This window comes from Faecalibacterium sp. 3 (assembly GCF_048323735.1).
GTDB classification, from domain to species: domain Bacteria; phylum Bacillota; class Clostridia; order Oscillospirales; family Ruminococcaceae; genus Faecalibacterium; species Faecalibacterium wellingii.
In genome coordinates this window covers 1,444,933-1,469,988 of sequence record NZ_JBLWFN010000001.1, presented here as the reverse complement: position 1 = coordinate 1,469,988, position 25,056 = coordinate 1,444,933, and the positions used below count along the sequence as shown (strand labels likewise).

22 protein-coding genes and 2 pseudogenes are annotated in these 25,056 nt (G+C 56.7%); 13 read left to right on the top strand and 11 right to left on the bottom strand.

The genetic code is table 11. The annotated features are described in order from the left end of the window. Positions 1-5 precede the first annotated feature (5 nt). From ACNSPV_RS06875 to ACNSPV_RS06840, 8 genes are all read left to right on the top strand, one after another. Positions 6-1,097 carry a twin-arginine translocation signal domain-containing protein gene (locus tag ACNSPV_RS06875; RefSeq protein ID WP_348583972.1) on the top strand — a complete coding sequence of 364 codons (1,092 nt, stop codon included), beginning with the start codon at positions 6-8 and terminating at the stop codon, positions 1,095-1,097. Positions 1,098-1,186: 89 nt separating this feature from the next. Further along, positions 1,187-2,278 carry a hypothetical protein gene (locus tag ACNSPV_RS06870; RefSeq protein ID WP_348583973.1) on the top strand — a complete coding sequence of 364 codons (1,092 nt, stop codon included), beginning with the start codon at positions 1,187-1,189 and terminating at the stop codon, positions 2,276-2,278. Between the two features lie 14 nt (positions 2,279-2,292). Further along, positions 2,293-3,141, top strand: coding sequence for a TPM domain-containing protein (locus ACNSPV_RS06865; protein WP_348583974.1), 849 nt, complete (start codon positions 2,293-2,295; stop codon positions 3,139-3,141). Positions 3,142-3,154: 13 nt separating this feature from the next. Next, positions 3,155-3,586: a hypothetical protein gene (locus ACNSPV_RS06860; protein ID WP_348583975.1), complete on the top strand. Its 432-nt coding sequence runs from the start codon at positions 3,155-3,157 to the stop codon at positions 3,584-3,586. A gap of 22 nt (positions 3,587-3,608) precedes the next feature. After that, a complete protein-coding gene (locus ACNSPV_RS06855) occupies positions 3,609-4,154 on the top strand; it encodes a DUF6935 domain-containing protein (RefSeq protein WP_348583976.1) in 546 nt (181 codons plus the stop codon). 16 nt (positions 4,155-4,170) lie between these two features. Continuing rightward, complete coding sequence (locus ACNSPV_RS06850; protein WP_348583977.1) at positions 4,171-4,773, top strand: gamma-glutamyltranspeptidase; 603 nt, start codon at positions 4,171-4,173, stop codon at positions 4,771-4,773. Between the two features lie 35 nt (positions 4,774-4,808). After that, the gene (locus ACNSPV_RS06845; protein ID WP_348583979.1) at positions 4,809-5,882 is read left to right on the top strand and encodes a hypothetical protein; all 1,074 of its coding nucleotides are present in this window, start codon (positions 4,809-4,811) and stop codon (positions 5,880-5,882) included. 32 nt (positions 5,883-5,914) lie between these two features. Then, entirely contained in the window at positions 5,915-7,408 is a 1,494-nt protein-coding gene (locus ACNSPV_RS06840) for a bifunctional UDP-sugar hydrolase/5'-nucleotidase (RefSeq protein WP_348583981.1), read from the top strand. Positions 7,409-7,628: 220 nt separating this feature from the next. On the opposite strand, the gene ACNSPV_RS06835 is transcribed toward ACNSPV_RS06840, so the two are convergent. The 4 genes from ACNSPV_RS06835 to ACNSPV_RS06820 form a co-directional block, all read right to left on the bottom strand. Then, entirely contained in the window at positions 7,629-9,104 is a 1,476-nt protein-coding gene (locus ACNSPV_RS06835; protein WP_348583984.1) for a glycoside hydrolase family 32 protein, read from the bottom strand. Positions 9,105-9,128: 24 nt separating this feature from the next. Further along, complete coding sequence (locus ACNSPV_RS06830; protein ID WP_348583986.1) at positions 9,129-10,799, bottom strand: extracellular solute-binding protein; 1,671 nt, start codon at positions 10,797-10,799, stop codon at positions 9,129-9,131. 76 nt (positions 10,800-10,875) lie between these two features. Continuing rightward, positions 10,876-11,811 (bottom strand): carbohydrate ABC transporter permease, encoded by a 936-nt coding sequence (locus tag ACNSPV_RS06825; protein ID WP_005945023.1) that lies wholly within the window; start codon positions 11,809-11,811, stop codon positions 10,876-10,878. Continuing rightward, positions 11,795-12,742, bottom strand: coding sequence for an ABC transporter permease (locus ACNSPV_RS06820; protein ID WP_097781457.1), 948 nt, complete (start codon positions 12,740-12,742; stop codon positions 11,795-11,797). Before ACNSPV_RS06820 ends, ACNSPV_RS06825 begins: the two co-directional genes overlap by 17 nt. A gap of 360 nt (positions 12,743-13,102) precedes the next feature. On the opposite strand from ACNSPV_RS06820, the gene ACNSPV_RS06815 reads away from it, so the two are divergent. The 5 genes from ACNSPV_RS06815 to ACNSPV_RS06795 are packed head-to-tail and all read left to right on the top strand — an operon-like array spanning position 13,103 to position 18,232. After that, positions 13,103-14,158, top strand: a complete 1,056-nt coding sequence (locus ACNSPV_RS06815) for a LacI family DNA-binding transcriptional regulator (protein WP_348583989.1) — start codon at positions 13,103-13,105, stop codon at positions 14,156-14,158. A 17-nt stretch (positions 14,159-14,175) separates the two neighbouring features. Continuing rightward, entirely contained in the window at positions 14,176-14,826 is a 651-nt protein-coding gene (locus ACNSPV_RS06810) for a YesL family protein (RefSeq protein WP_348583992.1), read from the top strand. Further along, the gene (locus ACNSPV_RS06805) at positions 14,813-15,430 is read left to right on the top strand and encodes a hypothetical protein (protein WP_348583995.1); all 618 of its coding nucleotides are present in this window, start codon (positions 14,813-14,815) and stop codon (positions 15,428-15,430) included. The genes ACNSPV_RS06810 and ACNSPV_RS06805 overlap by 14 nt, the downstream gene beginning before the upstream one ends. Before the next feature lie 36 nt (positions 15,431-15,466). Then, the gene (locus ACNSPV_RS06800) at positions 15,467-16,399 is read left to right on the top strand and encodes a carbohydrate kinase (RefSeq protein WP_348583997.1); all 933 of its coding nucleotides are present in this window, start codon (positions 15,467-15,469) and stop codon (positions 16,397-16,399) included. Between the two features lie 3 nt (positions 16,400-16,402). After that, positions 16,403-18,232 (top strand): amylosucrase, encoded by a 1,830-nt coding sequence (locus ACNSPV_RS06795; protein WP_348583999.1) that lies wholly within the window; start codon positions 16,403-16,405, stop codon positions 18,230-18,232. A 228-nt stretch (positions 18,233-18,460) separates the two neighbouring features. On the opposite strand, the pseudogene ACNSPV_RS06790 reads toward ACNSPV_RS06795, so the two are convergent. From ACNSPV_RS06790 to ACNSPV_RS06760, 7 genes and pseudogenes are all read right to left on the bottom strand, one after another. Beyond that, positions 18,461-18,601: pseudogene (locus tag ACNSPV_RS06790) on the bottom strand (transposase); the annotation flags it as partial. Positions 18,602-18,730: 129 nt separating this feature from the next. Then, a pseudogene (locus ACNSPV_RS06785) lies at positions 18,731-19,360 on the bottom strand (recombinase family protein); the annotation flags it as partial. Continuing rightward, entirely contained in the window at positions 19,311-19,481 is a 171-nt protein-coding gene (locus tag ACNSPV_RS06780) for a recombinase family protein (protein WP_348584001.1), read from the bottom strand. The pseudogene ACNSPV_RS06785 and the gene ACNSPV_RS06780, both read right to left, overlap by 50 nt. 130 nt (positions 19,482-19,611) lie before the next feature. After that, complete coding sequence (locus ACNSPV_RS06775) at positions 19,612-21,339, bottom strand: ABC transporter ATP-binding protein (protein WP_348584002.1); 1,728 nt, start codon at positions 21,337-21,339, stop codon at positions 19,612-19,614. A 3-nt stretch (positions 21,340-21,342) separates the two neighbouring features. Then, entirely contained in the window at positions 21,343-23,112 is a 1,770-nt protein-coding gene (locus ACNSPV_RS06770; protein WP_348584004.1) for an ABC transporter ATP-binding protein, read from the bottom strand. A 74-nt stretch (positions 23,113-23,186) separates the two neighbouring features. Next, positions 23,187-23,801: a hypothetical protein gene (locus ACNSPV_RS06765; protein WP_348584005.1), complete on the bottom strand. Its 615-nt coding sequence runs from the start codon at positions 23,799-23,801 to the stop codon at positions 23,187-23,189. Between the two features lie 268 nt (positions 23,802-24,069). Further along, complete coding sequence (locus ACNSPV_RS06760) at positions 24,070-25,026, bottom strand: helix-turn-helix domain-containing protein (protein WP_418268261.1); 957 nt, start codon at positions 25,024-25,026, stop codon at positions 24,070-24,072. Between the last annotated feature and the right edge of the window lie 30 nt (positions 25,027-25,056).

The following is a 25,056-nucleotide window of genomic DNA, read 5'->3' as shown; positions in this document are numbered from 1 at the left end:
CGGATATGAAAAAGATCCAGCGCAGAGATTTCCTCAAGGCCATGGGCCTTGCCACCGCCGCCCTCGGGCTGACCGCCTGCGGCGGCTCCGGTGCCGCCAGCGCATCCAGCGTTTCCAGTGCACCGGCTTCCAGCAGCAGTGCCCCGTCCGCTTCGGCACAGCCGGAAGCAGCAGAGGACAAAGCCGCCCTTGCAGGGCCCCCTGTGACCCAGTTCCAGACCGGGGAACTGACCATCGGCGACTACACCTTCAAGGCACAGTACATTCCCTTTGACGTCCGCCGCGAGGTATGCGGTGCCTATCATTTGATCCAAGCGGACAGCTACCGGGGCAATTACTTCTTCAGCTTCTACAACGAGGACGATGAAGAGCAGTCTGCCAAGATCTTCGAGTATGCCATCAAGGACGACCGGCTGACCCCGGTGGAAGAGTACAACATTGACGGCAGCAACGCCCTCAGCATCGACCGCAATGGCATCCTGTACGCCATGGACAACTTTGATGTCTACTGCTACGATCTGAACAGCAGCGACCCGGAGGAGCCCAGCGACGCACTGGACTACTCGGGCAGCTGCTATTCCTCCAAGGACCGGGATCTGACCGTGATCTACTGGACCGACTCCGCGCCGGTGCTGGTGCAGGACGGCGAGTACACCGAGCTGACGCTGGAGGGCGATAACGAGATTGGCCCCTTCTACAGCATGTCCTCCCTGAACCTCAGCGGGGACGAGCTGCTGACGGTGGGCGAGCTGGAATCCAGCGGCGATGATTACTTTGCTGCCTTTGATCTGGACGGCAATGAGCTGGCCCGCAGCTCGCAGCCGGTGGGCAGCTTTAACGCCGTGATGATGAAGCGCCCCAACGGCTATCTGCTGGACACGGGCTATGTGTGGGAGCTGTACGGGCCGGACGGCACTTTTTTGGAAAAGTCCCTCCCCGTGGGTGAGCGCGAGACCCTGTGCCAGCTGTGCGGCGACTTCTGCACCTTTGATGTTTTCCTGCCGCTGGAAGAAAACGCTTTCCTGGCAGTGGGCCACCACGGCAAAGCCACCGAGCCGGACGAACCGGTGGTGTTCCGCATCACTACGGATTTCTGAGCCGACCGCTTCGGCGGGAAGACCAACGCAAAAACAGCGGGGCCGGGGAAGAGCCCCCGACCCCCTTTGAAACAACAGGAGGAAACGCTATGGCAGGAATGCTGGAATACAAGTGCCCCTGCTGCGATGGTGCCATCCAATTTGACAGCGCCACCCAGAAGATGAAATGCCCCTACTGCGACACCGAGTTCGATGTGGATACCCTCAAGGGCTACGATGAGGAACTGAAGGACGAAAAGCCCAGCGAGATGGAGTGGGCGACCCCCGGCGGCAGCTGGGCAGAAGGAGAGACCGCCGGTCTGCATACTTACAGCTGCAAGAGCTGCGGCGGCGAGATCGTGGGCGATGACACCATGGCGGCGTCCGCCTGCCCCTTCTGCGGCAACCCCATCGTCCTCACCGGACAGTTTGCCGGGGCGCTGCGGCCCGACCTCATCATCCCCTTCAAGCTGGACAAAAAGGCCGCCAAGGCAAAGCTGCAGGAACATCTCAAGGGCAAGACCCTGCTGCCCCGGGTGTTCCGCAGCCAGAACCACATCGACGAGATCAAGGGCGTGTATGTGCCCTTCTGGCTCTTCGACAGCGACGCCGACGCTCAGCTGCGGTTCACCGCCACCCGGACCCGCAGCTGGTCGGACAGCAAGTACGACTATACCGAGACCAATTACTACTCCGTCCGGCGGGACGGCACCCTGGGCTTTGATGCAGTGCCGGTGGACGGCTCGTCCAAGATCGAGGACGACCTGATGGAGTCCATCGAGCCCTTCGCCATGCAGGACGCCATCCCCTTCCAGACCGCCTATCTGGCCGGCTATGTGGCAGACAAATACGACGTGAACGCCGAGGACAGCATCGAGCGGGCCAACAAGCGCATCCGCCGCTCCACCGAGGAGACGTTCCAGCAGACCGTTACCGGCTACGATTCGGTCAAGGTGGAAAACAGCAGCATCCAGCTGCACGGCGGCAAGGCAAAGTATGCGCTGTTCCCGGTCTGGCTGCTGAGCACCAGCTGGCGGGGCGAAAACTATCTGTTTGCCATGAACGGCCAGAGCGGCAAATTCGTGGGTGACCTGCCCGTGGACAAGGGCGCTGCCCGCAAGTGGATGCTGGGCCTTACGGCTGCTCTTTCCGCCGCATCCTACGGCGTGATGTGGCTGCTGTGGCTGGCACGGATCCTGTAAAGGAGGGACGAACGATGAAAAAGACTTCCAACCGACTGCACTCCCTCTTTGCGGCGCTGGCAGCACTGATTCTTGCGGCGGCGCTGGCTGTTCCGGCTTTTGCGGTGGAGGGCGGCTTTGCCGACCTATACTACCGCATATTCGACGACGCTGAGGTGCTGACCGAGGACGAGGACAACGAGCTGGAGGACGCACTGGAAGAGCTGAGCCTGCGCCAGAGCTTCGATGTGACCATTGCCACCATCGAGTCGATGGAAAGCGTTGGTGCCGACAGCATGGAGCAGTTTGCCGATGATCTGTATGACTACTGCCAGTACGGCTACGGCCCCGATATGGACGGCGTGCTGCTGCTGGTGAGCGTGGGCGACCGCAAATGGCACATCTCCACCTGCGGCTACGGCATCACCGCCTTTACGGATGCCGGCATCCAGTACCTTGGCCAGCAGATGACCCCCTTCATGGCCGATGGAGATTACGCCGGTGCATTCCGCACCTTTGTCCAGTGGTCGGATACCTACATTGACGCTGCCCGGGCGGGCCACCCCTATGACGTGAATAACCTGCCCCGGGAGCCGCTGTCTCTCATGTACCTGTTCCTTGCGCTGGGCATCGGCCTTGTGCTGGCATGGGTCGTCGTTGGCGTGATGAAAAGCCAGCTGCGCAGCGTGGCGTTCCAGGAGAACGCCGCCAGCTATGTGCGGGAGGGCAGCATGAACCTGACCAACAGCCGGGAGCTGTTCCTGTACCGGGACGTGAGCCGCACCGAGCATGTGGAGGCAAAGGACTCCGACAGCTCCGGCGGCAGTTCCACCCACACCTCCTCCAGCGGCACGACCCACGGCGGCGGAGGCGGTTCGTTCTGAAAGGAGCATGTTTATGAACCCTTATCTCTCGGAAAAAGCCCGGGGCGAGATCCCTCGTTTCCTCAAATGGCTGCGGAACGCAGGGCTTGCCTTCTGCGTGTTCTGCTCGGTCGGCGGGCTGTATACCCTCTGCCTGGACCTGCAGGTCAAGGACACCTCCCACGTTGTCGGGTATGTGTTCTGGATCGTGGTGGGCGCAGTGCCCCTTGTTCTGTTCGCACGCAACGAAAAACGCCGCTACCATGCAAGGACCATCGCCCGCAGGGTGGAGAGCTACTCCGGGCCGGAAGTGCCTTTGCGGTGGCTGTACAACAGCGTTGGTATGGACGCAAAGGACATTGCATGGTATTTTGAAAATGGATATTTTGCAAACCTCACGCTGGATCTGAACAAAAAGATGATCCGCAAGCGGATGATGCCCCGCAGCGATCTGAAACGGGGCTGAGGAAACAGAAAGGAGTATTTTCATGGGACTTTTTGATAAGATGAAGCAGGCCGCTGCCACCGCCGGTGGAAACCAGACCGTCACCTTTACCTTTCAGGAACTGCCGGAAAGCCTTGCCCAGATGCAGGCGCTGCCGGAAGCAAGCCTTGACACCCCCTTCAAGACTGCGGCTCTCACCGTCTGTGCGCTGTGCGCCTACGGTGCCGACAAGAACATCGGAAAGGAGATGCTCAACTGGCTGCGCGGCCCCCGTCCGCTGAACGGGCAGGATATCTCCTTTTTGAACGACCGCTTCCGGGACGGCAAAAGCTACATCCCCTTCTCCTACTTTGTGGGTGCATCGCCAGAAAACGGCTATACCCCCCGCCAGCCCTTCACCCTGCTGGTGGGCAGTAACCACACCTCTAACGTGGAGGAGGGCTATTGCAAGCTGTTTATCCCCTGCGGCGGTGCCGACGACCCCCGCCCCATCAAGCTGCGCCGCAAGGGCAACGGACAGTGGTTTCTGTGGGAGCAGTACCTGATGACCGGCATCCGCGTCCCGACGTCTGCCGACCCGTGGGCATAAGATGAAGGGCCTGACCATGAAGCTGTTTGCCGCCCTGCTGGCGCTGACCCTGAGCCTTGCAGGCTGCGGGCCGGTGGACGGCGACCCCATCCGCTCCGGCGCGGCAGCTTCGGACAGCGCTCCCCGGCCGGACGCTGTGACCGTGGCGCAGCTGCGGCAGCAGGCCGAACAGAACGGCAGCCTTGCCGCAGTGCTCTATCTGGGCAGCGTCCCGGAGCGCACCGCCGATGTGGACGCTGCGCTGGAAGCGCTGAAGCCGCAGTGGACGTTCCTCTCGGACATCCCGGCAGACCACCGGGTCACAGCACCGGGCGGCGGGCGGGAGCTGTACTGCATCTTTGCTGTGCGCAGGCAGGATACGCTTTTTGTCTACGAAAAGCAGGACCCCCAGTACCCGCACCAGACGGGCCGGGAGCTGTATTGCGGGCGGGATGGCCAGCCCATTCTGCTGCTGTGCAACGGCACCCCTGACACCCCCGACATCACGGCGGTGGTCTACTGCACCACCGGCCGCGCGCTGGACTGGTCGCCCCGGCTTTCTGCCGGGACCGGCAGCCCGGAGCCGGTGGAGGGCATAGACGATTTTTCACAACACCCAACGCCCGGCGCTGCCTCCTGAGGTGCGCCCCGGCAGGGCATGAGAAAGGAGAACTTATGAAAAACCTGAAACTTCTGGCAGCCCTGCTGGCGCTGGCCATCGGTCTGGCAGGCTGCGGCAGCGGCAGCAGCGGCAGCAGCGCGTCCAGCTCCAAGCCCGAAAAAATGCTGGACGGAGATAACATGATCGCATCGCCCTCCGCCAAACAGGAGTACACCGAGCCGGAGGACGTGACCTACATGCGCCTTCTGGCAGGGGAGGACGAATATCGCGCCTGTGTGCTGTATCTGGGCGGCTCTTACGAGATCACCACCGATGTGCAGAAGGTGCTGGACAGCCAGACCGACCTGCGGGAGCTGTGGGGCTTCGTCTACGACATCCCGCAGGATCACTGGGTCGTGGCACCGGACGGCGGGTGCGATTTGTACTGCATCTTCCCGCAGGACCCGGATGCCACCCTGTTCGTCTACGAGACGAGCCTGACAGACGATGCCGAAAACCCGCTCCAGCGCGGCAAACAGCTTTATTACAGTGAGGACGGCCAGCCCATCCTGCTGCTGTGCAACATCAGCGATATCGCCCCCAACACCGAGGTGGAGCTGTACCCCAGCACCGGCGAAGAGCTGGTATTCAGCCCTTTCCTTTCCGGCGAGAACGGTCATGTGGTGGAAGCCGAGGGCGTGTGCGACTTTACCATCTACCCGGAGGGGGACGACTGGGAAACCATCACCAGTCCGTGGTCGCTGGAAGGCAACTGGCTGGAGATCGCCCGCGACACTGACGAGGGCTATTCTGAGACCGACCCGGCAGACGCCGACCGGATGTGTTTTTTGCCCACAGACGCCGAGACCGAGGGCGACCAGCTGCCCCTGACCGCCAGCTACATCACCCCCTATCCGGAGCTGAACGTGGAGGAAGCCGACCTGTTCTATCAGGAGGGCACCCCGGAGGTGCCCTTCCAGACCAATCAGGAGTGGTACGCTACCTTTACCGGGGAGGACGGCTCCCGCTACGCTGTCACGCTGGAGGACGAGGACACCCTTGCCCTGAAGTTCTATCTGGACAACGAAGAGAGCTACATGAGCCTTGTCAGTACTGTCTACTTTGCGCGGCAGGAGGCTATGGGCTGACCGCCGCCGACCCACACCGGGAGGAATGCACCATGAAACAGACTAAAAGGATCACCATCCTCCACTCCAATGATCTGCACGGAGATTTTCTGGCAGAGCAGGTGGACGAAAAACTGGTGGGCGGCGTCTCCATGCTGTCCGGCTACATCGAAAAGGTGCGGGCCGAAGAGCCCAACACCATCTACGCCATTGCGGGTGACATGTTCCGGGGCTCGGTCATTGATTCCGAATACAAGGGGCTTTCCACCATCGAGATCATGAACGCCCTTGCCCCGGACATCGTCACCATCGGCAACCACGAGGTGGACTACGGCATCGCACATCTACTGTTCATCGAAAAATGCGCACGCTTTCCCATCATCAACGCAAACCTCTACATCAAGAACACCCCCACACGGCTGTTCACCCCCTACAAGATCCTGCGGGTGGACGGCATGAACATCCTGTTCATCGGCATCATCACCCAGGACGTCATCAACCAGACCAAGTCCGAGTCGCTGGTGGGGTCCTTTGTGGACACCGCTGCTGCCGCTGCCGAGGTGGGCAAGATCTGCAACGCCCACAACAGCATCGACATCGACTTTACCGTGCTGCTGACCCACATCGGCTTTGAGGAGGACCGCCATCTGGCCCGTCAGCTGGACCCGGCGTGGGGGGTGGACCTGATCATCGGCGGCCACAGCCACACCTATCTGAAACATGCCGTGGAGGAAAACGGCGTGGTCATCGCGCAGGCGGGCACCGGCACCGACCAGATCGGACGCTTTGACATCATCGTGGACACCGACAACAACTGCATCGATTCCTACACATGGCACACGGTGCCCATCTGCGCCGACACCTGCCCCCGCAACCCCGCCATGGAGCAGGTGCTGCACCGCTTCACCAGTCAGGTGGACGAGAAATACAGCCACATCGTAGGGCGCTTCCGCCGGGAGTTGACCCACCCGGAGCGCACCCGGGAGACCGAGCTGGGCAACCTGTTTGCGGACATCTTCACCCGCAGCCTTGGCATCGATATCATGCTCATCGGCTCCGGCAGCATCCGGGCCGAGAAGCTTGGCCCCATCGTTACCTACGGCGACCTCATCGAGGGCTTCCCCTACGACGACGGCGTGTTCATGTTCAAGGTGACCGGACAGCAACTGCGGCAGATGCTGCGCTACATGCTGCGGGAGGAAGCCTATGCCGGGCACACCGAGTTCTACCAGCTGCCCTCCACCCTGCGGCTGCGCTACGACCGCGCCAAAGGCGACTTTGACTACTTTACCTACTGCGGCAAGGAGGTGGGCAAGGAGATCGGCGACGATGCCCTGTTCACCGTGGGGCTGCAGAACTACCACTTTAAAAACATCGAGAGCTTTTTCAACATCTCCTACGATACCATCTGCAAGCTCCAGAAGCCCCGCAGCGTGGCAACCTCCTGTCAGGATATCCTGATGGAATACTTCCGGGAGCACGAGATGCTGGACGCGGCGGTGGACGGACGAATGACCATCCTGGCCCCGGACGGCACTGCCCGGTGAAAGCACAAGCATAAAAAGCATCCGCAGCGCTCTGCACATGGGCCAAGACAGCCCGGCAGTGCCGCTGCGGATGCTTTTTTGTCGGCTGCAGTTCCTCTGCGAACCGGCCCCCTGACGCAGACTGGAAGAGCAATGACATAACAAACACAGCCCCGCTTTGGCGAAGGAGAAGCCAAAACGGGGCTGTATTCAATGAAGGAGAAATGAAGGGAATATCAGGTTACAGATTCAACTCAAACTGTTCCACCGTAACAGTTGCTTTGCCGTCTGCGGCAAAGGTGATGCCGTCGGCAGACTGGGGGGTGTAGATCCATGCCGTCATGGTCTGCTCGCCGTCGTTGGCGAAAACTTCGATGCTGTTTTTGTCCAGCAGGATACGGAGCTTGAGCGCACCGTTCTGGCTGCGTACCTTGCAGCTGCGGCGGTGTACGATGTCGGCACGGGAACCGGCATAGCTGCGATCCAGCGTCAGCTCGGAAGTGTAGGGGTCGTAGATCAGGCTGGTGTGGTGGTCTGCATCGGCGGCCAGCTTCAGGGTGAAGGAGCGGTATTCGCCGGGCTGCACCGTGACGGTCAGATCCGCCACACGGCCCTTGATGCCTTCCAGAGAAGTTTCGCCTTGCACCGTCACATTTTCGTGGAAGGTGCGCTTGCCGTGGGCTGCATCCAGCTCCCGCACCGGGGCCTGAACAATGCGACCGTCCTTGATGTGCAGCTCCCGGGGGCAGATGGTCTGCCCGAACCACTTGCAGCCCTGCGGCTTATCCTCGGTGTCCGACCATGTCTGCAGCCATGCGGTCATAATCCGGCGGCCATCCGGGGCAAGGGTGGTCTGGGTGGCGTAGAAGTCGATGCCGCCGTCCATCAGCTGCACGTTTTCCTTGGTGAAGGTGTGGGTGGCTTGGTCGTAACTGCCAATGAAGGCAATCACGTTGTGACCGTTGTGGAACTCGCCCTTGGGCAGCATCTCCATGGGTCCCAGCATCAGGACCTGCTTGCCGTCCAGCGGGAAGAAGTCCGGGCACTCCCACATTTTGCCGTACTGATTGTTGCAGCATTCCAGCACCGTGACAAAGTGCCAGTCGAAGCCGTCCTTGCTCTGGAACAGTGCCGCTGCGCCGCTGCCGTCCTCGGCCAGGCAGACGGTGACGGCGGAGTAGGTGCCGTCAGCCTCACGCCAGATCTTGGGGTCCCGGAAATCGAACTTGCTGAAGCCTTCCGGCAGGTCTTTCTGGGTCAGCACCGGGTTGCAGGCAGGCTTTTCGTAGTTCAGTCCGTCACCGATGGCAATGCTCTGGGTCTGGATGTCCCGCATCTCCCCATTGGGCTGCTTTTCTGCCACCACGCTGGTGTACATCAGCAGCTGCTTGCCGTCATCCATCTCGGTGGCAGAACCGGAGAAGCAGCCGGGGCCGTTGTCCGCCGGAGAATCCGGGGCCAGTGCACAGGGCAGATACTCCCAGTGCAGCAGGTCGGTGCTGACCGCGTGACCCCAGTGCATGGGCGCCCACCGCACATCGTAGGGGTTATACTGATAGAACTGGTGATACTTCCCTTTATAATAAGAGAAACCGTTTGGGTCGTTCAGCCAGCCCACATAGGGAGTCATGTGGTAAGCAGGGCGTTCCTCCGGGGAGATCGCTGCGCCGTGCTCGGCCTCATAGGCACGAGCTTTTTGTAAAGTCAAATCGTTCATGGAATCCTCCAAAGGAAAGAATTCTTATGCGTAGTAAGCATCCAGATATTTCTGCATAATGCCCAGATAGTCGGACAGGCCGTAGTCTTCCAGCTTGCTCAGATATTCGTTCCACTCTGCATCCTTAGTGCCGTTCATGATCCAGTTGGCCTTCTGCGTATTCATGTAGGTCTGCAGATCTGCCTGCAGGTTAGAGACCTGCTCGGTGTCCTCGCTGCTCATAAAGACATTGGGATAGACATAATCGTTGTTCATATCCGGGGTGTAGATCTCCTTGATCCAGTCCAGACGGTACTGTGCATCGTCCGGGCAGGTAACGTATACACCATAGTAATCATCCAGAACCGCCAGAGGTCCACTGACACACTGCGCTTCACGGACTTCCACGGGAGAAGCATCGCCCAGAGGAGCGTGCTTCAGCATGGGCTCGCCCTTATCGTTGGTGGACAGTTCAAAGATGTTAAAGCCTTCCGCATCGCCGTAAGTACCCCAGTTGTTCTGCGGAGACTGGAGGGGTGCGTACATCTGATCCAGCCATGCGCAAACCAGTGCAGGATTAGTCGCCTTTGCGGTGACAACGCATCTGCCGCGGGCAAAGCCGCTGGTGAAAGAGCCGTTCTGCGGAGTGATATTCCGGGTATCGGCGGTCAGGGCAGGCAGCGGCTCCCAGTCGGTCAGGTTGTCAATGTTGGCAACATCCCAGCTGAAGCAGACACCATAGCGGCCAGCCTTGCCCTTGGAAACATAGGTGGACCACTCCTGCGTGAAGCACTCCGGGTCGATGAGCTTCTCGGCATACAGCTTGTGCAGCCAGTCCAGACCATCGCGGTAGCCCTGCTGGGTGGCGGCACAGATGACTTTCCGGTCGTTGGTAACGGCGATATGACGGTCTTTGTCTGCATCACCGTAGCCTTCGCCAAAGCCATTGATGAGGATGCTGGGGTCCTGATCGCCGTTGTTGACGATGCAGGACATGGGGATGATGTCGCCGTCAATGCCATACTCTGCCTTGATAGAAGCGGCGTTATCACGGAATGCCATCAGCACCTGCTCAAACTCGTCCACCGTGGTGGGCATCGACAGACCGAGGAAGTTCAGCCACTTGGTATTGATGAAGCTCATGTTGCCAATGGTCTGGATGGCGGTCTTTTCTGAGCCGAGCTGCTCGATCCAGGGCAGTGCCCAGATGTGGCCATCGCTGTCGGTGCACATGGTGCGGTACTCCGGGTACTTCTCAAAGACCTTCTGGAGATAAGGCATATTGTTGTCAATGTAGTCTTCCAGATTGAGGATGACACCCTGATCTGCGTAGCGCAGCAGATTGCTGTCGGTAAAATCAGCAGTAAAAACAAAATCCGTCAGGGTGTTGGGGTTGGACATATTCAGGGTGATCTTATCGCTCCACTGGTCGGACTGGATGGCGGTCCAGTCGATGTGCACATTGGTCTGCTCTTCCAGACGCTTGAAGATGGTGCGGTTGTTCGGTTCGGGTTCGCTGCCCACAGGGAAGCTGGTCATACCGGTAAAGGTGACCTTTTCGGACAGCGGAAATGTAACGGCACCGGTCACGTCCACAGCTGCGGCAGCAGAATCGCCGCTGCCGGTGGATTTGCCGCCACAGGCAGACAGAGCAGCGGCAGAGCCCGCCAGAGCGCAGACCTTGAGGAAGTTGCGGCGAGAGATCAGCTTTTTCATGGTATTTTCTCCTTTTTCGTGTTTCTTTTTTCGTGTAACAGATGAGCGTACCTGCTTATAAAATTCTGGAATATCCTCAGCCCTTAATGGAACCAGCCATGATGCCGGCATCAAAATACTTCTGGAAGAAGGGATACATCACCAGCAGCGGCAGACTGGAAATAATAATGGTTGCATATTTGAGCAGCTCTGCCATCTTGGCACGTTCGGCAGTGCTCTGGATATCTGCGATCATGCCGGATTCCGGCTGGCTCTGGATCAGGATGGAACGCAGCACCAGCTGCAGCGGCTGCTTCGATGCGCTGTTCAGGTAGATCATGGCGTCAAAGTAGCTGTTCCACATGGCCACGAACTGCCACAGGGCCAGAACTGCCACCACCGGCATACACACGGGCAGCAGGATCTTGAAGAAGTAAAGCATCTCGCTGGCTCCATCCACATCCGCAGCTTCGCGCAGCTCACGCGGGACGCCTTGATAATAGGTACGGGCAATGATCATGTTCCACACGCTGAATGCTCCCGGCAGAATGACCGCCCACATGGAATCCAGCAGACCCAGATTGTTGATGAGCAGGTAGGTGGGGATCAGACCGCCGCTGAAAAACATCGTGATCACAAACAAGGTATTGAAAATCTTTTTGCCTTTGAAGTCCGGCAGCGACATGGGATAAGCGGCAAGCATCGTCACAGCTACCGAGATGATGGTGAAGATGATCGAGTAAAGCACTGCGTTCCTGAAGCCGACCCAGATCTGCTTGTCCGAAACGACACGCTGGTAAGCATCCAGACTCCACTTGCTGAAATCAAAGGAGATGCCCTTGTTTTGCAGAGTGACCGGGTCCATAAAGGACGCGATGACGATGTAGATCATCGGAACGATGATCGCCAGCAGGAACAAGCCCAGAAGTGCGTAGCCGCAGTACAGGATGATCTTATCTTGTCTGGTGTAGAGGGCCATTTTTGATTTTTTCTGTTTTGCCATGGTAAACCCCTCCTTACAAGCCCTTGCCATCGTTCATTTTGGCAACGATCTTGTTCACTGCGATCAGCAGGATGACGTTGACAATGGTGTTGAACAGACCGACTGCCGTGGAAAAGCTGTAATCGCCGTCCAACAGGCCCTTTTTATAAACGTACGTTGCAATGATCTCGGCAGTGTTCAGGTTCAGGTCAGTTTGCAGGGCATAGGCTTTTTCAAAACCGATGCTCATAATGTTGCCTGCCTGCAGGATAAACTGAATCACGACCATATCCTTAATGGCGGGCCACTCCACCGTCATGATCTGCTGGATCAGGTTTGCGCCGTCGATCATCGCAGCTTCCTTCAGATCTTTGCTGGCGTTAGAAAGGGATGCGGTGTACATGATGGATGCCCAGCCGGCACCCTGCCAGATGCCGCTGATAATGTAGATGGGGCGGAATGCTTCCGGCAGCGTCATGAAGTTGATGCTGGTGTGAAGCAGGCCGTTCACCGGACCGGTGACACTCAGCAGCACCCGGACGATGCCGCACAGCACGATGACCGAGATGAAGTTGGGCATATACAGCACCAGCTGCACCTTCTGCTTGATCTTCTTGCTCTCGATACGGTTGAGCAGGAATGCCAGCAGGATGGGGATCGGGAAGCCCCACAGCAGACCGTAGACGCTCAGCTTCAGGGTGTTGATCAGATAGCGCTGGAAGTCCGGCGAGGACATGAAGCGGGTAAAGTTTTTGAAGCCTACCCACTCGCTGCCCCAGATGCCCTTGAAGGGATTGTACTTCTGGAACGCGATCAGCACACCGCCCATGGGAGCGTACTTGAACACCAGCGTCAGCGCCACGGCAGGCAGCAGGAACAACAGGTAAAGCTGCCAATGCCGTTTGATGTAGACCCATGTGTTGTGCAGCTTGCGTTCTGCCGTCAGCACAGCCGTTTCCGGCGAGGCCGTCTTTGCTTTCATGAATCATTCTCCTCCTTTTTGATTTGCTTGCCGTTTGATTTATGTTTTACATTTGCACCTTTGAATTTTACGTTTTCATCGCTTCGATTGTGCAAATGTAAAACTCTGTAATTCATTTATACCACGCAAGCAAGCGAATGTCAACGATAATTCGTGGTATACATCAAAAATTATTGTGGATTTGTACAGATGCACAAATTCAAAAGTGCGCAAATATGCAAAATGATGATTTGCATTTTTGCATTTGACTAATTTGTGCATTTGCACTATACTGGAGTCACAAAGAATAAGATCCGTCACCAGACTTTATCTATAAAAGAAAGAACACCCGCTCCTATTTATAAAGAAAGAGGATGACTTATGGCAACCAAGGTCACCATTCAGGATATTGCAAACGAACTGCAGCTTTCCCGCAACACAGTTTCAAAGGCCATCAACAACACCGGTGTGCTGGCAGATGCCACACGGGAGAAGATCCTGCGCAAAGCCGCCGAAATGGGCTATAAGCAGTTCGCCTATCTGCCGCTGTTTCAGGGAGACGCTGCAAAAACAGCAGGGCCTTCCATTCTGCCAAGTGACAAACGGGAGATCGCCATGCTGACGACCCAGTTTCTGAGCAGCTCTCACTTTTCCTCCATGATGCTGGATCGTTTCCAGTCGGAAATCGACCATCTGCACAGCGGCATGACCATTCATCGCATTTCTCCCATAGAGCTGAAAGAGAAAAAACTTCCATCTTCTCTCGACATCCAGTGCACAGCCGGCATCATCTGCATTGAAGTATTCGACTATGACTACGCACAGATGCTGTGCGATCTGGATGTTCCGCTGCTGTTTGTAGACACCCCTGTGATGGATATGCGTCCGCCCCTTAAAGCCGACCGCCTTTATATGGAAAACCGCATTGAGATTCAGAATGCAGTGGCCCACATGGTCCAGCGCGGCAAAAAACGCATCAGCTTTGCGGGGGATAAAAACCACTGTCAGTCCTTCTTTGAGCGTTATATGGCTTATAAGGATGCAGTGGAGTACTTTGGTCTGACAGAAGGCCTGAGCACCTGTGCGATGCCATCCGGACAGCAGAACTATCCGGTATCCCTGTACGAAACCATACGTCGGTTCAAAACGATGCCGGATGCCTTTGTCTGCGCCAATGACTTTGTTGCCATGGATCTGGTCAAGGCATTGAATGAGCTGGGGTATTCGGTTCCCGATGATATCTGGGTCTGCGGCTTCGATGACAGTCAGGAGGCTTCCTACTTTGCCCCCCGTCTGACTTCAATCCATATCCATGGACAGATCATGGGCTACACCGCGGCCAATCTGCTTATGACCCGCATCGAAGAGCCATCGCTGAACTATCGCACCGTCTATACGGAAACCAACCTGATCCTGCGCGAATCCACAGGAGATTGAGCGAAAGGAGCCCCCCCATGCGTGACCTGTGCAATACGGACAAACCGCTGTTTGCTGTGCTGACGAAATTGACTTACAGTGCTTACCTGAACATCTTATGGCTCGTGTGCAGCCTGCCCATCGTTACCATAGGGGCTTCTACGACCGCATTGTTCTACGTCACGCTCAAAATGGCGGAAGATCGGGACGATGGTCTGACCCGGATGTTTTTTAAGGCGTTCCGGGAAAATTTTAAGCCTGCCACAAAACTCTGGCTTATCCTGCTGGCAGTCGGCAGTTTCCTGGCTGTGGATGGCTTTGTGCTGCGCCGAATGTGGAGCGAAAACATTTTCTGGACGCTGCTCACTGCAACGCTTATTGGTGCGGCAATTCTGTACGGCATCGTTCTGCTGTATGCCTTTCCTCTGCTGGCACGGTTTGAAAACACCACCTTCGGCATCCTGAAAACAGCGTTTCTCGTGGGTGTCCGGTATCTGTTTTGCACCCTGCTGATGGCGGCGATCTATGGCATCATGGGGTACGTCATAGTGTTTGTGTTCACGCCTGCATTCCTGCTGGGCATGGGCCTGTGCGCCATGCTCTGCTCCTTTCTGATGCTTCGGATCCTCTATCTGATCGGTGGAGACCCTGATGCAGTACACGAGGAATACGACCATGACAAAAACTGACCGGGATACGCTCCGCTCCCTCCATGGGCGCAAAAAGTGGGAGCACATCTGGGCATATTACAAGCTGCCCATTGCGATCGTGCTCATCGTCGTCTATATCCTCGGGTATGCAGCCTACCGTCATGTGACGAAAAAAGAGGATGTGCTTTACCTTGGTCTGGTAAATGTCACTGCCGGGTCTGATCTGACAGAACAGCTTACCACCGGCTTTGCCGAGGCGCAGGGTCTGACCAAAAAGCAACAGGTCGATCTGCTGTCCGGCTTGCTGCTCAGCGAAAGCGAACACGCAGAGGAGCAGTATGTATATGCTTCGGAGATGAAGCTGCTGGGTGCAGTCAGTGCCCAGCGGTTAGATGTTGTTCTGATGGACGAATATGCACGGGATCGACTGTTGGCAGATGATTATTTTCTCGATCTGCGGACACTGGATGCGTCTTTCCATGCACTGTCGGGTTTGAACGCCGGTGGGACCGTGTTGGATATTTCGGACACGCCGTTTGTCAGGCAGGCAGGTTTTTCTGGCAAGGTCTATCTTGGGGTAGTGCAGAATGCACCGCACCCGGAGCGTGCAGCCGCTTACATTCATTATCTGTTCCAGCGGTGATCGTTGGGTTTCACATCAAGAATAAGGAGAATTATCATGGACATTTTAACGATTGGCGAAGTTTTGATCGACCTGACCCAGACCGGCAAGGACGAGCGCGGCATTCCGCAGTTTGCCGCAAACCCCGGCGGTGCTCCGGCAAATCTGGCGGTGGCAGCTGCCCGGCTGGGGGCACAGACCGCCTTTATCGGCAAGGTGGGTGCAGATGCTTTTGGCCGCTACCTGAAAGAGGTTCTGGCAGAGAACAAAGTGGATGTTTCCGGCATGGCGGTGGATGCAGACCACCCCACCACCATGGCGGTGGTCTCGGTGGATGCCACCGGCGAGCGGGATTTCAGCTTCTACCGCAGCGCCAACGCTGACGTGATGCTGTGCAAAGAGGACATTTCGGACGAGGCTCTGAAAGCTGCCAAAATCGTCCACTTCGGCTCTGTCAGCCTGACCGCTGACCCCTCCCGCACTGCCACGCTGGACGCTGCTGCCCGTGCCAAAAAGCTGGGTGCTACCATCACCTACGACCCCAATTACCGTGCAAACCTCTGGAAGAACAAAGAGGATGCCATTGCTCAGATGAAAGCACCCCTGCCGCTGGTGGATATTCTGAAAGTGTCCGATGAAGAGCTGCCCCTGCTCACCGGCACCACCGACTGCGAAAGCGGCACAGCCCAGCTTGCCCAGAACGGCATCCGGCTGATCTTCGTCACCTTGGGTGCAAACGGCGTGTTCTACCGCTTTGGGGACAAGACTGGCCATGTGGCGGGCGTTCCCTGCAAGGTGGGCGACACCAACGGCGCAGGTGATACCTTCTTTGGAGCTGCCCTGTCTAAGCTCTGCAAGGAGGAGCTGAACACCCTGACCGTGGACAAGCTGGAAAGCATTCTGGCCTTTGCTAACAAAGCGGCCAGCATCACCACCAGCCGGCATGGTGCCATCCCTGCCATGCCCACTCTTGCGGAAGTGGAGGGCTGAATCATGGCAGCAAAACAGGAATTTGCGTCCCGGTTCGCCAAACACAAGGACGAGCTGGAATGGCTGTTTATGGAACTGTACCACAACCGGGAAGGGCTGGAAGTTCTGGAGCGGGAGATGGCAGAAGCCTACAACGCCCGCAGTGCTGAGCTGAAAGCGCTGGACAAGGCACGCTCTGCCGACCCGGAGTGGTACAAGCGTGGCAATATGTTCGGCATGACCATGTACACCGACCTCTTTGCCGGAAATCTGAAAGAACTGGCAAAGAAACTGCCCTACCTCAAGGAGCAGAAGCTGACCTATCTGCACCTGATGCCCCTGCTGCAGATGCCCCACCCCCACAATGACGGCGGCTATGCGGTGGAGGATTTTGACACTGTAGACCCGGCCCTTGGCACCAACAAGGATCTGGAAAACCTGACCCGGGAGCTGCGGAAAGCAGGCATCAGCCTGTGTCTGGATTTTGTCATGAACCACACCGCCAGCACCCACCGTTGGGCCATGGCGGCAAAGGCCGGAGACCCGTGGTTTCAGGCCTATTACCACCTCTACGAGGACCGTACCATCCCCGACCAGTACGAGCAGACCGTTCCGCAGGTGTTCCCCAACACCGCGCCCGGCAACTTTACATGGTGTGAGGAGATGCACAAGTGGGTGCTGACCACCTTCCACGATTATCAGTGGGATCTGAACTACGCAAACCCGGCGGTGTTCGTGGACATGACCAAGAGCATCCTGCACCTTGCAAACCTCGGCGTGGAGGTGTTCCGCATTGATGCCGTGCCCTACATCTGGAAGCAGCTGGGCACCACCTGCCGCAATCTGCCGCAGGTGCACACCATCGTGCGGATGCTCCGCATGGTATTGGAGTGCGTCTGCCCGGCGGTCATCCTCAAAGGCGAGGTGGTCATGGCTCCCAAGGAGCTTGCCGCCTATTTCGGCACCCCGGAAAAACCGGAATGCCATATGCTCTACAACGTGTCCACCATGGTCAACCTGTGGGGTGCCCTTGCCAGCCGGGACACCCGGCTGCTGAAAGCGCAGCTGGATGCCCTGCACGCCCTGCCGGACAACTGCTGGTTCGTGAACTATCTGCGCTGCCACGATGACATCGGCTGGGGTCTGGACGAGGCGGTGGAGAAACGACTGGGCATCGACCCGCAGAAGCACAAGGAATACCTGTACCACTTCTACGAGGGCAATTTCCCCGGCAGCTGGGCAAAGGGTGAGCTGTACAACTACGACCCTGCCACCGGCGATGCCCGGAGCTGCGGCACCACCGCCAGCCTGTGCGGCGTGGAGCAGGCACTGGAAAAGGACGATAAAACCGCACTGGACTACGCGGTGAAGCGCGACCTGCTGCTGCACACTGCCATGGCGTTCTTGCAGGGCTTTCCCATGCTGAACTGCGGCGATGAGATCGCACAACTCAATGGCTGGGACTACAAAAACGACCCCGACCGTGTGGAGGACAGCCGTAACCTGCACCGCAGCAAATTCAACTGGGAGAACGCAAAGCAGCGCACCCGGAAGGGCACGCTGCAAAACGCTTTGTGGCAGGGCATGGAGCAGCTGCGCCAAATGCGGGCAGACCCCTGCTTTGCCCCGGATGCGTGGGTGACCACATGGGACAGCCACAACCCCGGCGTGCTGGCACTGGTACGCAAGCGCGGCGAGGAAACGCTGGTGGGACTGTTCAACTTTACCGAGTACCCGGCAGGGGCAAGTCTGGATGCGCTGGGCGGCAAGTATAAGACCGCCGATGGCAAGCCGGTCTGGTTGGCGGATGTGGAGCTGAATCCCTATCAGGCACTGCTGGTAAAAAACAAATAACCAAAACGATCCCACCTGGCTCTCTCTTTTTGCCAAAGTTTTCATTGCGTTTTCTTGCACTCTGCCGAAAGTGACGTGTTCTCAAAAGTTCGCGTTTGCGCAGCGCAGCGGAGCAATGAAAGCCACAGTGGGACTTTTAAGCGACAGAACGGTCTTGCGCAGCAAGATGGAGGGGCCTCGCCCCGACAAGTTCACGTTGACATGGCTCGATTTTTGTGGCAATCTATGCTTGTAATCGCATAGTGTCCTTCGTATTTTTCCAATATCTTTTCTTAGCTTTCCGTATATCACTTTCCTGCGATATTTCGGTACTAGCACTATGTGATATTTGCAATTCAAGCTCGTATGTGATAAACTTTTCTCGTCCATATGGATGAACCTCCTTTTGCTTTAGTATGCGGTTGGCGTTACCCGCTTCTAATTATAGCAAAAGGAGGTTCTTTTTCTACCGTTTCAACGCTACGGCTCTTTTCTTCCACAAGCATAGCTTGTGGTTTTCTATATGAAAGAAAGAACGCAAAATCTTACGATTTGACGTTCAAAATTTGGTGCACCTTGCGCACTCATATCCGAACTTTTCTCCGCTTTCACGGCTTCCCCGAAAGCGACCGTTTCTGTACCTTCCTTATAGTTAAAGGTAATAAGTACCTTATCATCATAGAGATAGATGGCATTGATGAAAGTATCCACCAGTGCCTGCCGCTGCTCCGGCTGGGTCATATCCAGCTTGCGGAAGCGAAGCAGCCAAAACCGGACGAACTCTTCTTTCATCTTCGGCTTGGCCAGCCGTTCCTCTGCAATGCGGGCTTGCAGTTCTTTTCGCTGATCTTCCAGAGCTTCCAGCCGCTCCTTTGTGGAGCTGGTCAGGATGCCCATCTGGATGGCGTTCAGCATATTGGTGATGCCAAGTTCCGTTTCTTTCAACTGCTTTTCATAGATGGGCAAATCCGTGCTTTCCTGATTTTGCAATTCCATGACTTTGGCAATGATGGCATTCATGGAAGCGTCATCTTCCACCAGCTTCATGGTCTCGTTGACCACCAAATCTTCCAGCCACTGTTTCCGCACGGCCTTTTTATCACAGGTCTTTTTCTTCTTGGCAGCAGCACACTTGTAATAGGTGTACATAATGCTTGACCACCGTGAAGCCGTTCTTTTCCGCATAGGCGGTGCATTCCCGGATCTGACCTTCAATGGATTCTTCACGCTGACTGTCAGTAGAATAGCGGGCATAGATCACGGCGGTCATGGCAGGCACCTCCCATTTATACATCATTGAACGGTGGAGCGTTCTTTCAAAACAGTGTTTCGTATAATGTATATACCACAGTTTTTAACTGAATGCAAGACTTTTTCCCAAATAAAAGCTGCTCTCATTCTCAGATCGTCCAGTTCTGGCTTGCCGACTGCAGATCCACCATGTGGGTGTACAGTCCCTTCCGGGCGTACAGCTCTGCCGGGCTGCCCTGCTCGGCCACGATGCCGCCCGACAGCACAACAACCTTGTCTGCACCTGCCACGGTACGCATCCGGTGAGCGATGATGAGGACGGTCTTGTTTTTTATGAGCCGGGATAGTGCCTCCTGAATGGCAGTTTCGTTTTCCACATCCAAGCTGGCGGTGGCCTCGTCCAACAGAATGATGGGCGCATCCTTCAGGAAGGCGCGGGCGATGGAAATGCGCTGACGCTCGCCGCCGGAAAGAGCGCAGCCATTCTCGCCGATGTTGGTGTTCCACTTGTCCGGCAGCTTTTCGGCAAATTCCTCGCAGTTTGCCAGCTTTGCCGCCGCCAGAACCTCCTCGTCGGTGGCCCCCTTGCGCCCCAGACGGATGTTTTCGAGGATCGTGTTGTCAAACAGCGTCACATCCTGAAAGACGATGGAATACAGGCTCATGAGCTTTTCCGGGTCGATTTGGGAAACCTCCATGCCGCCCACGGTGATGCTGCCCTTCTGGTAATCCCAGAACCGTGCTGCCAGCCGGGAAACAGTGGTCTTGCCGCCGCCGGAGGGGCCCACCAGTGCCGTGACCTCGCCCTGCTTTGCGGTAAAGGAGACATCCCGCAGCACCGTCTCGCCGGAGTTATAGGCAAAGCCCACATGGTCGAACACGATATCGCAGCCCTGATTGGTCAGCTGCTCGCTGCCGGTCTGCAGGGAAGCGTCCAGAATCTCATTCATCCGCCCCACATTGGTACGCATGGCGATGACCGCCGCCAGATTCTGCAAAGCCCCCTGCATGGGGTCGTACATCCGGGATGCCGCCATCAGGAACAGAAACAGGGTCAGTACGTCGATACTGCCCTGCACCAGCAGCACCGAACCGGTGAGCGCCACCGACGCAATACCCAGCTTGAGCACCATGCCGGCGGAGGACACAAACAGCGCTGTTTCCAGCTCTGCCACAATAGACTGCTTTTCCATTGCCCGAATTTTGTCGGAAAGGCCGGAAAGATAGCCTTGTTCCGCATTGCTCGCTTTCAGATCCCGGAGGGTCTCGATGTACTCCTGAATGCCGTCCGCACAGGCCATTTTCGCCGCCATGGTCCTGGCCTGCACCTTATCCTGTACCCGATAGCTGCCCACCACGATGGCAGCGGATACCGGAATGACCCACAGAGCCGCCAGTGCCATCCGCCACTCAAAGGCGAACAGGCTCAGGGCAATGAGCACGGTAGAGATGAGGGAACCGAACAGACCGGGGATGAAGTGGGAGCAGTCCTTTTCCAGTACCTCGCAGTCCGCCATGATGGTGCTGGTCAGGTCGGCAAGATCTCGCTTGCCGAAAAAGGACAGAGGCAGCTTCCGCAGCCGCTCCGCAAGGGTCAGGCGGCGGGTGCCGCTCTCTTTATAAGTGGTAAAATAGGTGCCGTTGTACTGGAACCATGTGGTCAGTAAAATCAGCGCAAAGCAGGCAACGCACCCCAGCAGGTAGAAGGCCGCTCTTCCGCTGGTGGAGCCTACCAGCAGGTCTTTTACCAGAAGATACAGCAGCCCGGTGGGCAGCATGAACGCCATGTTCTGGAACGCACAGGCCAGAACGCCCTTTACAAGTTCCTTTGCGCCCTCCGGGGAGCTGGCTGTGGCGTGTTGAATTTTTTCGATCATTCCTTACCCCTCCTTTGCGACCTTCCACTGCACCGACGCCTGATACTCCTGCCACATCCGGGCAAACAGACCGTTCTGCGCACACAGTTCGTCCTTTGTGCCGGATTCCACAATCTGCCCATCCTGCACCACATAGATGCAGTCGGCGTTGGCGACTGTGGACAGGCGGTGCGCGATCATCAGCACCGTTTTGCCCTTGGCAAGCTGGGCAAAAGCTGCCTGCACCTTTGCTTCATTGTCCGGGTCGGCAAAGGCGGTGGCCTCGTCTAGGATCAGGATGGGCACATTTTTCAGCATGGCGCGGGCAATGGCAATGCGCTGCTGCTCGCCACCGGAAAGATACACGCCCTTGGTGCCGATGACCGTGTGGATGCCCGCCGGGAACTTCTCCACGATATCCATGCACTGTGCAGCTTTCAACGCCGCCAGCACCTCGGCTTCGGTGGCCTGCGGCCTACCCAGACGGACGTTGTCCAGAATGCTGCCCTTGAGCAGGCGGCTGTTCTGGAACACAAAGGAGATGGTGTCCATCAACTCTTCCTTGGGGATGTCCCGCACATCCGCTTCTCCCACCCGGACGCTGCCGCTCTGCACATCAAAGAACCGGCAGACAAGGTTTGCCAGCGTGGATTTGCCGCCGCCGGAGGGGCCTACAAAGGCCACCGTCTGTCCCGGCTGAATCTCCAGCGAAACGCCCTTGATGACCTCGGTTTTTCCGTCGTAGCTGAAATGCACATCCCGCAACGTGACAGAGGAATCCTTCGGGTACTGCGGAACAGCCTGCACCTGCATGGGCACCGTCTCCAGCACCGAGTCGATGCGTGCCAGCGCATCCGCCACCACCATCTTGTTCTCGCTCATGTACATGATGCGGGTCAGGGTCAGGGAGATTACCGGGGTAATGATGATGTAGAACAGCAGGTTCAGCAGAAATTCCGAAGTCACACCGTTCCGGGTGAACAGCAGCCCGCCCGCGATCAAAAAGGCGAACACCCCGTTGACGGCGGCGGTATAGAACATCATGGGCAGTCGCAGATCTTTGGTGTAGGAGACGACCCACTTTTCGTACTCATCAATGGCGGCCTTGAACTTTTTGAAGGAAAACACCGACTGCCCGAAGGTCTTGACCACCGGGATACCCCGGACGTACTCCACGGCCTCATTGGACATAGCCTCCAAGGCGTTGCCGTACTGCCGCATTTTTTCAGCCATCCGCTTGCCAGTCATGGTCGCCATAATGAGAAAAGCCAACACCACCGGCGCAAGGCTCAGTAGACCCAGCCGCCAGTCGAACGCCAGCAGCAAAACCAACAGCCCCACCGGGGTGGCGATGGCGTTGTACTGGTCGGGCAGCTGGTGGGCAAGATAAGTCTCGGCGGATCCGGTGCTCTCATGGATGATCTTGCGCAGCTTGCCGCTGCCGAAGTTCTCGGAAAAGCCCAGCGGCAGCACCGCCAAATGTTCCGACACCGCCAGCCGCAGATTGGTCGCCACCCGGAACGCCGACAGATGGGAGCACAGCAGTGCCGCAATGTAAATGAGGTAGGACAGCACCGCAAACAGCACTGCCATCCAGCCGTAATGGGGGATGTTCACCGCCTGCGCATAGTCCGGCGCGGCGTTCAACACATCTCGCAGGATCTTCCAGATGTACACAAAAGGCACCAGCGCCACCAGCGCACTGACCGCAGACAGCACCCACGAAGCGTAGGTGAAATATCGGTAGTTCCCGGCGTAGCCCATCAGCCGGGAAAGATCGGACTGTTTTTTCACGGAAAGACCTCCTTCAAATAATTTTTATGCAAAAATGCGCCGTGGCGTTTTTGCTCCACAGCACATTCTGCGTATTAACCTGCTAGATTTTCAGTACAGAACAGCTCAATGCAGTTGTCGATCATAGTCTGGTCGCAATCCGTAGAAATGCCAGATGCCACCCAGTAAGCATATTCGCCTGCATCGTACTGGCTCAGAGCTTCTGCATCCGAACCATAGCGAAACTCAATGTGGTAGGTTTCCGCACTGGTGTCTGGCGCGAGGAAAAAGTAGGTGAACTCGCCGGAATCGGCATCATCACTTTCAAACTCATACAGTCCATGCACAGGCTCCATGCCAATGTAGTGATAGGTATGGGAGAACAGCACATTGCCGTCCTTATCGGTGCCGGAAATGGTAGAAGTTTCACCATCGAAGGTCAAGGTCGCAAGGCTATTGGTAAAGCCGCAGAAATAGGCTCCGCCGCCGTTGGCATAGGCCTCGACGGCATCCTCGCCGTAGACATCGCTCGTAACCATTGAAGAGAGCTTTTCAAAGGCAGCTTCCGCATTTTCCTCTCCCACAAGGGCGGTACAAACATCCAGCCATGTCTGCTTATATTCGTCCGCCAGAATCACCGGCCACAGTTCCTGATAGCTGCCTGTTAGGTCGTTCAGCAGCTGTGCAGCGGCAGCTTCGTTTTCATCCACAGCAGAAGAGGCGGTCTCTCCTACGGAAGAAACAGTGCTTTCTGCGGCAGAACTTGCAGAAACGGGAACAGAGCTCGCCGTGCCGCTGCTGCAGCCAACCAGAAGAGAAGCAGACAGAGCTAGCACAGCAGCTGCACTCAGAATTCTTTTCATCAAACGCATTATCAATTTCCTCCACAAAATCAGAATATCGGCGTTAGCTTCAACTAATCGCGATCCTGATTTTACTGAAACCGGACTTTCTGCGCAAGAACCAAATCGACAGAATCTATCCAATCGGACGCATCTTCCGATACTCCGTAGGCGTCATGCCGGCTGCTTCCCGAAATGCAGAAGAAAACTTATTCGGATTTTCGTACCCGACCCGATGGGCGATTTCAGCAACCGTGCAATCGGTTTCGAGTAGTAGCTTCTGTGCCAGCTGCAGCCGGTACTCTTTCTGATACGCATAGACCGAGCTTCCGTAAATGCCTTTGAAACAGCTTTTTAATGCCGTAGGCGAAAGGCCGACCTCCTGTGCAAGCTGTTCGATTGTACGGCGAACTGTCAGTTCCTGCGTGAGAAGAGCCGCAGCCTGCTTCACACACTCCACCTGATGCTGATTGAAATACTCTGTCTGCTGCACATCTTCCCTGTTTTTCAGCCGGGTCAGAATATGCAGCAACTCCAGCACTTTCAGCCGAAGATAGCCGGTGTCCGGCACAGAATGCGCTGTGTAAAGCTCTGAAAAAATATGGGCAATGGTCGGTTCTGACCGCAGGATACAGCAGCGGTTTTCCGTGCAGATGTACCGCCGTATGACATCAAGGTCTACGCCGTACCATTCCATTTGTTTCCGCATTTCCGGCGAAATCGCATCCAGATTCAGCAGAATGGTAATGCCGTGATAGTGCCGCAATGGGAAGCAGGAGGAGGATTTCTTGCGCGCTGCTGCACAGACGGCAAAGTCCCCTGCCGCCAGATAGCAGCAGCTATTTTCCCCAAAACTGCACTCGTAACGCCCCACGCGGCAGTGGTTGATCTCGATCACATTCCGCGCTGGTGCGGGAGTCTCGTCAAAGGAAACAAGATGCATATCGTTGTAGTACAGTTCTGCCCCCGAAAACAGTGGACAGATGGTCATACTCCCGCTCCCCGTTCCGTTGGAGAACACGACGGTGCGGGGCGTCGCCGTAGAAGCAGTTTGCTCCGGGGAAAGATCAAAAAGTGATTTATACATAGCCATTCTCTTTTCCTGAAGATTCGCTTTTTCTTA

Excerpts from the sequence above, each read along its gene's own strand:
- ACNSPV_RS06875 (WP_348583972.1), top strand. The coding sequence starts at position 6 with ATGAAAAAGATCCAGCGCAGAGATTTCCTCAAGGCCATGGGCCTTGCC.
- ACNSPV_RS06870 (WP_348583973.1), top strand. The coding sequence starts at position 1,187 with ATGGCAGGAATGCTGGAATACAAGTGCCCCTGCTGCGATGGTGCCATC.
- ACNSPV_RS06865 (WP_348583974.1), top strand. The coding sequence starts at position 2,293 with ATGAAAAAGACTTCCAACCGACTGCACTCCCTCTTTGCGGCGCTGGCA.
- ACNSPV_RS06860 (WP_348583975.1), top strand. The coding sequence starts at position 3,155 with ATGAACCCTTATCTCTCGGAAAAAGCCCGGGGCGAGATCCCTCGTTTC.
- ACNSPV_RS06855 (WP_348583976.1), top strand. The coding sequence starts at position 3,609 with ATGGGACTTTTTGATAAGATGAAGCAGGCCGCTGCCACCGCCGGTGGA.
- ACNSPV_RS06850 (WP_348583977.1), top strand. The coding sequence starts at position 4,171 with ATGAAGCTGTTTGCCGCCCTGCTGGCGCTGACCCTGAGCCTTGCAGGC.
- ACNSPV_RS06845 (WP_348583979.1), top strand. The coding sequence starts at position 4,809 with ATGAAAAACCTGAAACTTCTGGCAGCCCTGCTGGCGCTGGCCATCGGT.
- ACNSPV_RS06840 (WP_348583981.1), top strand. The coding sequence starts at position 5,915 with ATGAAACAGACTAAAAGGATCACCATCCTCCACTCCAATGATCTGCAC.
- ACNSPV_RS06835 (WP_348583984.1), bottom strand. The coding sequence starts at position 9,104 with ATGAACGATTTGACTTTACAAAAAGCTCGTGCCTATGAGGCCGAGCAC.
- ACNSPV_RS06830 (WP_348583986.1), bottom strand. The coding sequence starts at position 10,799 with ATGAAAAAGCTGATCTCTCGCCGCAACTTCCTCAAGGTCTGCGCTCTG.
- ACNSPV_RS06825 (WP_005945023.1), bottom strand. The coding sequence starts at position 11,811 with ATGGCAAGGGCTTGTAAGGAGGGGTTTACCATGGCAAAACAGAAAAAA.
- ACNSPV_RS06820 (WP_097781457.1), bottom strand. The coding sequence starts at position 12,742 with ATGAAAGCAAAGACGGCCTCGCCGGAAACGGCTGTGCTGACGGCAGAA.
- ACNSPV_RS06815 (WP_348583989.1), top strand. The coding sequence starts at position 13,103 with ATGGCAACCAAGGTCACCATTCAGGATATTGCAAACGAACTGCAGCTT.
- ACNSPV_RS06810 (WP_348583992.1), top strand. The coding sequence starts at position 14,176 with ATGCGTGACCTGTGCAATACGGACAAACCGCTGTTTGCTGTGCTGACG.
- ACNSPV_RS06805 (WP_348583995.1), top strand. The coding sequence starts at position 14,813 with ATGACAAAAACTGACCGGGATACGCTCCGCTCCCTCCATGGGCGCAAA.
- ACNSPV_RS06800 (WP_348583997.1), top strand. The coding sequence starts at position 15,467 with ATGGACATTTTAACGATTGGCGAAGTTTTGATCGACCTGACCCAGACC.
- ACNSPV_RS06795 (WP_348583999.1), top strand. The coding sequence starts at position 16,403 with ATGGCAGCAAAACAGGAATTTGCGTCCCGGTTCGCCAAACACAAGGAC.
- ACNSPV_RS06780 (WP_348584001.1), bottom strand. The coding sequence starts at position 19,481 with ATGACCGCCGTGATCTATGCCCGCTATTCTACTGACAGTCAGCGTGAA.
- ACNSPV_RS06775 (WP_348584002.1), bottom strand. The coding sequence starts at position 21,339 with ATGATCGAAAAAATTCAACACGCCACAGCCAGCTCCCCGGAGGGCGCA.
- ACNSPV_RS06760 (WP_418268261.1), bottom strand. The coding sequence starts at position 25,026 with ATGGCTATGTATAAATCACTTTTTGATCTTTCCCCGGAGCAAACTGCT.